This window comes from Ruminococcus sp. (assembly GCF_017650195.1).
Lineage (GTDB): Bacteria > Bacillota > Clostridia > Oscillospirales > Ruminococcaceae > Ruminococcus.
In genome coordinates this window covers 1-7,268 of the sequence record NZ_JAGCFH010000207.1, presented here as the reverse complement: position 1 = coordinate 7,268, position 7,268 = coordinate 1, and the positions used below count along the sequence as shown (strand labels likewise).

Below are 7,268 nucleotides of genomic sequence, written 5' to 3'. Positions count from 1 at the left end.
ACCATTGATAAGTACTCCCAAAGAAACTGCAGGATTGATGTGACAGCCTGATATATTGCCGATACAATATGCCATACCTACAATCACAAGACCAAACGCAAGTGCTGTCAGGATATATCCGCAGCCATTTGTTGAATCACAGCCTACTAACATTGCTGTTCCGCAGCCAAGAAGTACAAGTACAAACGTACCGATAACTTCTGCAACGTATTTTTTGATTGATTCCATATAATTGCCTCCTTAAAATAATAAGATTTCCGGTCAAACCGTTAAGTCAATTATATCATCATTTACAGTTTAATGTCAATATTTTCTTTAAAAATAGATAATATTTTTTAGTTAGTTATTATAAACAAAATCAGCTGCATAAAAGCAGCTGATTAATCTCAGTCAATCTGTGTTGGTTTTGTATTAGGATACTTTTTCTTCTCGCCGATTATACCATATATAACGACCATAGCAAGACCGAATACCAAGAGTGCAATTTGAATCGCCATGAACGCTTCTGTATACTTATACATAGCGCTTGTAAATGCTGTAAAGACAGCAGGCTGTTTTATCGAAAACGAATCGTAGTATCTGCTTGCTATAAGATAAATACTGGGTATCATTCCTATTATTCCTGATATGAGAGCTGATATTCCTATCCAGTATACAGCAGTTATCTTCTTTTTCCGGTTTATAAGCACTAGCAAAATTAACATAAACAGAGTTGAACCAAGCAAAAGAGCAGTTGCATAAGTTCTATTTGAATATATTCGAGCTAATTTTGAAAGTACGCCCTTACTGCTCATTGTCGAAAATTTATATACATCGCAAAATGAACCTATAGTTATATAAGCGCTGTCTTTTGTGTTCTTGAGCTTAAGGTCAAATTTTTCGTCCTTCTGATAATTGTTTTTATCTGCAAATTCATTGAAGAAGCTGTCGATGTTTTCCTCAAGCTTTGTATTTATTGGATGAACTTCGTTCATTAATCCATTGCTGTTCAGGGCTTCAAATGCTGAGTCGATATATGCTTCTACAAAGGTTTTGATATATTGATCATTTATGGCTTCCATATATACTTCCGCAGGAATACCAGTGGTATTATATTTATCAGTATAATACTTTTCTATTTCAGTGTATATTTTTGATTCCAGAGCATTCTTTTCCGCAAGTTTCTTGATTTTTGAAGCAGATACATTTATATCTACAAGCAAAATCGCAGAAGATGCAATTATAAGAAATACAAGAAATACAGAAATAATAAACGATGGGAGATAGGTGCTTATCTTCTTCATTTCGACTCCCCCTCCCCTGCTTTCTTATAAAACTTTTTCGAAACAGGCTCACAAATAACGCCTATTCTTTCATCTGAGCTTCCGAGAACATTCTTTTTACATGTGTAGAGCGTAAGTTTTGATGTTTCAGACGGTGAAACATATTTGCTGTCACTCTTGTTGAAGCTGATAGTTTCTGTTACAGAGTAAGAAAATTCACCATAATTTGTTTTTAAAGTTATATTATCGCCTTTTTGTAGTTTATAAAGATCAGCGAAATAGGTGTCCTCATGGGCACTTATAACAGAATTCCCTTTATCTCCAATAATTATTGAGCCTGTAGACTGACAGGCTCCGTGTTCAAATAGCTCGGAATTGCTGCCCCAGTATACAGGTATTTGGAGATCAAAAGCTGAAGAAGTAAGAATAGCATACATCTCACCAAACTTAGGTCGTATGAACTCTCCTTCTTCATAAGTATCTCCGCTGTAATCATCAATTATATCGTTTTCTCTGATAACAAGTCCTGAACCTGCCGATTCGGGATTGCTTTTCAGATTATCCATAAAAGCAAGATTAAGATATACCTTAAGCTTGTCTGCAGGCTTTATCATAGCTGCTATAAAAATACCGACGCAAATAAAAAGCAGTATAAAAGGTGTTGCTATACATACAAGACGAGAATCTTTAGTTTGTTTATTACTCATTTAGTTCTCCGCTCCGTTCTTTTTTATCCGACGCATAAGAAGGCAAGCTGAAGCGATTCCTATGGTTATAAACGCTGTCGATGCAGCCAAGATTCCTCTCCTGTCATAGCCTGTGTCCTCTACAGTAGCGCCAGCAGTAGAGACGTTAAGAAGCTCTCCTTTATCGTTGCGCATAGCAACTGTAAGAGAATTATCCGTTATCTCGTCTACAGTAACATTAAGTCCCATTTCTTCTGCTGCTTCAGACAGTTTTCCAACTATCTGTATCTTCTGGTCTGCAGGACTTTGCTTTATCAAACTTTTATATTCTTCTGGACTTAGATCATCAATTATAGCCTGTTGCTGTGCAGGAGTAAAGCTGTGTACATAAGACATTTTTTCATCATAAGACATACTGATGAACTCTTCCCTGCTAATCCTTATAAATGTTGAACCATCGGATGCTGTAAGAACAATACCGCTTTCAACAGGTTCAGGGATTTCAGCATTATTTTCTTCTGAAATAGCGGCAGCAGTTGTAGTTGTTGTCTGAACCGGAGATGTTTCCTCCTGGGGAGCAGTAGCAATTATCTGATTGCCGGCTTCGTGAAGATAAGCTATTACCTGATCAAGAAGCTCAGGTGGATATTTTGCAGGATTTTCATAGTATGCATTATAACCAGCCTGGATATCCTCCTCAGAATAGCCATAAGATCTTGCTACAGCAGCTACATCATCAACTGTAGCTGCATTTACAGATAAGGAATAAACTAAAGTAGAACCGGATAAGGCAGAAAACGTAGCGATAATACTCAGTATTTTTCGTATATGCATATAAACAACCTCCTAATCGAGTATATACAAAATTATTATAACCTTTAAAGTATTAAATGTCAAGAATTCTTTGGAATGAAAGCGTTGTCAATTCTCGGATAAAAATAAAAAAGTCCTACGTGAAAGCGTAAGACTTTTAAGCGTGCCTGGAGGGATTCGAACCCCCGACCTACTGGTTCGTAGCCAGTCACTCTATCCAGCTGAGCTACAAGCACATCTTTTGACGACTTAAATATTATATCATGTTATAGTGCAAAAGTCAACATCAAATAACAAAAACGTCAATTTGCACTAATTACATTAATTAATGTTGGTGTAATGACCAAATATATAAAAAGATAAAAAACACCTTGACAAGCCATAATAAATTTGATATAATTAATTTTGTTGTGAGACATTAGCTCAGTCGGTAGAGCATACGCCTTTTAAGCGTAGGGTCGAGGGTTCAAATCCCTCATGTCTCACCACTTTTATTTATGCCGGTATTTCGAGTAATTCTTGAAATATCGGCATTTTTCGTTTGTCTTGTCTTCAAGTTAAATTGCGAATATGAAGCCAAAACTACATGAAATCAGTTAAAAATACAGCGTTTGTCACACGAATGTCACACGGATATTAACCAAATACTATTATAATTAAAGGACGGCATACGCCGTCCTAAATCTTTATATATTAATTATTACTCTGCAAATCTGTAAAGTCAATGACTCTATCACAGATCTCCAATGCAGCAGGTCGGTGCGTCACTATGACAACAGTTTTATCTGTCATGCTTCTCAGATTCTGAAGGAGCTTCTTCTCGGTGTTCTCATCAAGAGCACCGGTAGTTTCATCTATAAGCAATATTGTATTTTCTGAGTATATAGCTCTCGCTATATTAATAATAAAGAATTATACAGCAAATCCTCGTGATTTTGAAGACTTGTTCATATATTCTTTCTTGATTTTTGCGATAGTGCTGTATATAATATGAATAGCGCGTAGTTTTCTCTTTTTATGTCGTATAATAAGTATAAGAAAAACTGCATCTGCTCAATTGATCTCTTTTGATCTTGATGCAAAATTATGGAAAGCATTAAAGAATGAAATCAAATAAAAACGATAAGGAGTAAAGTTATGAAAAAGGTAATACCATTTATTATGTCACTTGCAATCGTTGGTTCATGTTGTATGTTAAATAACACTGTTAATGACAGATGCTCTGCAATTACAGCAGTTAATATCGTTGAACAAGGCACCTATGAAGTTGACGAAAACACATCATTTGAGTATAAAGTAACAGAAAATGATGATACTTATGTGGGCAGGTATACAGGAACTGCCAAAGAAGTTGTGATACCTTCTGAGATCAATGGCAGGAAAGTTACAGGAATATCAGGTAATGCATTCTATAATCGTGCTGACGTTACTTCGGTAACTATACCAGACGGTATCAAATCAATTGCAATGTCAGCTTTTGAGAAATGTACAGGCTTAACGTCAATAACCATTCCAAATGGCGTTGAAGGGATATCACACAGCCTTTTCATGGATTGCACCAACTTGAAATCCGTTACACTGCCTGACAGCATCAAGTACATTGATTATGAAGCTTTTAAAAACTGTACTGCATTAGAGTCGATCAACTTCCCTGACAGCATAGAATATGTTATGTATGACGCATTTGAAAATACAAAGTGGTACGACGATCAGCCTGACGGAATGATAATCCTCGGAAAGACCGTATTTAAATATAAGGGAACAATGCCCGAAAACACAGATGTTGTTATCCCTGATGGTATCAAATGTATCAGCGGCAAAGCTTTCGCAGGCTGTACAGGTATGACCTCTGTAACTATACCCGATAGTGTTGATTTAATTGAAAATAGTGCTTTTTCGGGGTGCAGCGGTCTGACGTCTGTGACTATCCCTGATTCTGTTTTGGAAATGGGACATTATATTTTTGAGGACTGCACAGGGCTGACCTCTGTTAAACTTCCTGAAGGTATAAAATATTTCGCTTACGGCACTTTCAAAGGCTGTACCGGCTTGACTTCAGTAACAATTCCAGACAGCTTTCTTGCAGTGGGACTGCAAACTTTTGAAGGCTGTACAGGTCTGACTTCAATAACCATTCCTAATAATGTTACTGATATTTTGGATGATGCCTTTAAGGACTGTACTAACCTGACTAAGATCGTCATTCCAAAAAGTGTAACATATATCCATGAAAGCGTATTTTCTGGTCATAATCAGAATTTGACTATCTACGGATATAAGGGCACTGAAGCTGAAAAGCACGCTAATGACAACAATATCAAATTCGTTGATCTTGATGCAGAAACAACACAGCAGACCACTATAACTACAGCAAAAGCTACGACTACAACAAAAGCTGCTACTGCAAAAAGCAACTCTCCTCAGACAGGAGATAAAGGTAGTGCAGGACTTATTACAGCTGGTTTAGCTGCATCAGTACTTGCGTTCGTATCATTCAAGAAGAGAACCAAATAACAAAAAGCCCCTTTTATGAACTGAACCATTTTGTACGTACAGCACAAAATGGTTCAGTTCAATTTATGCCGATCCTTTGTTTCTTTCATATATCACATCTCAGTTTGAACTATATTCAGCAATTGATTTAAGCAAAATAGAAGAAGGCGGCATAAAGCCGCCTATAATTTTCATTTACTAATTCAATTGAATTATCGGTAGATCTATAGAGCCGTCATCAATAATTATTTCTTTTTCATATACTCTTCAACAGACATTATTTCTTCCTTGGTGGTAGAAGTATATGCGTAGTATGAAAGTATATATGATGCATCAACGGCATTGATGGATCTGTCTTTATTTACATCAGCATTAAGCTTCTGAAGCGCATCATATCCTCCTACCTGATTTGTAGATATACGGGCATAATATGAAAGAACTAAAGAAGCATCAACAGCATCGATATACCCATCAGAATTAATATCTCCCAAAGTATCAAGTTTTTCAACAACTATCGGGTTGCCGGGAGCAGTCCTCGAAATCGCCGTTGTTCCTCTATAAACAATCGGATTCTGTTGTGTCCATACATATATAAGTTGGTACAGCCTTGCAATTGATCGCTCATTTGCAACAGACGGATCAGGCTCAACAAATATCGCTGCGTATTTTCGATAAGTATACTTAGGATTACCGTCGGAATCATTCTCGGAATGATAATCGTACGAGAAATCGTTTTTTTCGGCATGGAATTTGTAGTATTTTTCGGGCATATTCAAATCTGATGTCATCTTCTCAAAGTCATAATCATAGTAGTTATTTTTATTAAAAGCATTCCAATCGTTACTTTCAAGCAGATCACTCTCGCCTTTCAGCAAATAGTCATTCAGCTTCACATTTACCCAAGTCATGGGTCTGGAGGCAACCCTTTCTTCAGCATATTCTTTACTCTTATATTCCAGATTGTGTTCTAAGCAATACTGCTTCAGTTCGTCTTCCTCCAAAGCATATAGTTCCTCAAAAGTCAGCAATTCTTCTGAGGCAGCAGTCTCAGAAGCTGTGATAAGAGTTTCACTATCAGTTTCACTTACAGCGTTCACAGGAAACACAGTAAGCATTAACGAAATCATCAATGTAGCAGCTATACCGGTGCCTATTGCTTTTTTTCTCATTAATATTCCTCCTACTATTCAATATATAAAAATTTCTCTATAACAACCATAATCTCCTCAAGTCGCTTACCGCCGATACCCTTTATCTTACTAAGCTCCGCTTCAAGAGCAGGAAGATCAATTGTTTTGCCCTGTTCTCCGAGCAACTGCTCCCCATACTGGAGAATGAACTTTGTAAGCTCCTCGCGGTTCATTTTCTTGATTTTCGGTAAGAGTCCCTGTTGATAATCTCTTTCTGTCCCATATTTAGCTCCTTTTCATTTCTTATCCCCTATTATAGCAATATTGCTAAAAAAACCAAAGTTGGTCATAGTCTTTCAATCCTGTTCTGTTATTTAATTTTTAAATTACCAAGTAAATAATTCTGTATTGTAAGTGCATCCATGTTAGTTACGCCGTTTCCGTCAATGTCAGCACGAAGAAGACCTTGCTCTGTGATATGGTGTTCATCCGTGCCGTTAACACCATACTTTGAAGGATTGGCAAGAGATTGCATAATTAGTACGCTATCAGCCATATCAATAATTTCGTCATTGTTGCTGTCGCCGTTTCCAAAATCTGTAAAATTTGATCTTTCAACGTTATAATCTAGACTTGTTTCTGTTTTACCATCCTTAACTGTGAAATTGATTATTTTATCACTGAAACAGCTATAATCCTTTGAAATTACATTTAAAGTTGCTGTATAATCTCCGTCAGAAATTGAGAAGCTGTTATCAAGTGGCAAAATATTTACTGTTTTTCCTTCACTATCTTTTATCTCGACAATGCCTATATTCATAGGTTGTTCCCAAATTCCTATATATCTTCCATACAGCCTGAACCCCAAAGTATCATCAGATATT

9 protein-coding genes and 2 tRNA genes are annotated in these 7,268 nt (G+C 36.6%); 2 read left to right on the top strand and 9 right to left on the bottom strand.

Features of this window, described 5'->3' with window-relative positions; genetic code table 11:
* The 5 genes from J6U00_RS09665 to J6U00_RS09645 all read right to left on the bottom strand — a co-directional run.
* Positions 1–228, bottom strand: a 228-nt coding sequence (locus tag J6U00_RS09665) for an aquaporin (protein WP_296581360.1), incomplete at its 3' end; no start/stop codon positions are given.
* Positions 229–386: 158 nt separating this feature from the next.
* The gene (locus tag J6U00_RS09660) at positions 387–1,283 is read right to left on the bottom strand and encodes a hypothetical protein (RefSeq protein WP_296581358.1); all 897 of its coding nucleotides are present in this window, start codon (positions 1,281–1,283) and stop codon (positions 387–389) included.
* On the bottom strand, positions 1,280–1,969 hold the full coding sequence (locus J6U00_RS09655; RefSeq protein ID WP_296581356.1) for a class D sortase: 690 nt from the start codon (positions 1,967–1,969) through the stop codon (positions 1,280–1,282). The genes J6U00_RS09660 and J6U00_RS09655 overlap by 4 nt, the downstream gene beginning before the upstream one ends.
* Positions 1,970–2,782: a hypothetical protein gene (locus tag J6U00_RS09650; RefSeq protein WP_296581354.1), complete on the bottom strand. Its 813-nt coding sequence runs from the start codon at positions 2,780–2,782 to the stop codon at positions 1,970–1,972. It lies immediately after the preceding gene.
* A gap of 141 nt (positions 2,783–2,923) precedes the next feature.
* A tRNA-Arg gene (locus tag J6U00_RS09645) sits at positions 2,924–2,997 on the bottom strand.
* Between the two features lie 176 nt (positions 2,998–3,173).
* On the opposite strand from J6U00_RS09645, the gene J6U00_RS09640 reads away from it, so the two are divergent.
* Positions 3,174–3,249, top strand: a tRNA-Lys gene (locus J6U00_RS09640).
* Positions 3,250–3,454: 205 nt separating this feature from the next.
* On the opposite strand, the gene J6U00_RS09635 is transcribed toward J6U00_RS09640, so the two are convergent.
* Positions 3,455–3,625, bottom strand: a complete 171-nt coding sequence (locus J6U00_RS09635) for a hypothetical protein (RefSeq protein ID WP_296581353.1) — start codon at positions 3,623–3,625, stop codon at positions 3,455–3,457.
* A 273-nt stretch (positions 3,626–3,898) separates the two neighbouring features.
* On the opposite strand from J6U00_RS09635, the gene J6U00_RS09630 reads away from it, so the two are divergent.
* A complete protein-coding gene (locus J6U00_RS09630; protein WP_296581351.1) occupies positions 3,899–5,275 on the top strand; it encodes a leucine-rich repeat protein in 1,377 nt (458 codons plus the stop codon).
* A 224-nt stretch (positions 5,276–5,499) separates the two neighbouring features.
* Here the strand turns inward: J6U00_RS09630 and J6U00_RS09625 are convergent, their stop codons facing one another.
* The 3 genes from J6U00_RS09625 to J6U00_RS09615 form a co-directional block, all read right to left on the bottom strand.
* Entirely contained in the window at positions 5,500–6,423 is a 924-nt protein-coding gene (locus tag J6U00_RS09625; RefSeq protein ID WP_296581348.1) for a dockerin type I domain-containing protein, read from the bottom strand.
* Between the two features lie 14 nt (positions 6,424–6,437).
* Positions 6,438–6,617 carry a hypothetical protein gene (locus J6U00_RS09620; RefSeq protein ID WP_296581345.1) on the bottom strand — a complete coding sequence of 60 codons (180 nt, stop codon included), beginning with the start codon at positions 6,615–6,617 and terminating at the stop codon, positions 6,438–6,440.
* A gap of 137 nt (positions 6,618–6,754) precedes the next feature.
* Positions 6,755–7,268 (bottom strand): dockerin type I domain-containing protein (locus J6U00_RS09615; RefSeq protein ID WP_296581342.1); only part of this gene is annotated, 514 nt, incomplete at its 5' end.

Coding starts and splice junctions, on each gene's coding strand:
- J6U00_RS09660 (WP_296581358.1), bottom strand. CDS start 1,283: ATGAAGAAGATAAGCACCTATCTCCCATCGTTTATTATTTCTGTATTT.
- J6U00_RS09655 (WP_296581356.1), bottom strand. CDS start 1,969: ATGAGTAATAAACAAACTAAAGATTCTCGTCTTGTATGTATAGCAACA.
- J6U00_RS09650 (WP_296581354.1), bottom strand. CDS start 2,782: ATGCATATACGAAAAATACTGAGTATTATCGCTACGTTTTCTGCCTTA.
- J6U00_RS09630 (WP_296581351.1), top strand. CDS start 3,899: ATGAAAAAGGTAATACCATTTATTATGTCACTTGCAATCGTTGGTTCA.
- J6U00_RS09625 (WP_296581348.1), bottom strand. CDS start 6,423: ATGAGAAAAAAAGCAATAGGCACCGGTATAGCTGCTACATTGATGATT.
- J6U00_RS09620 (WP_296581345.1), bottom strand. CDS start 6,617: ATGAACCGCGAGGAGCTTACAAAGTTCATTCTCCAGTATGGGGAGCAG.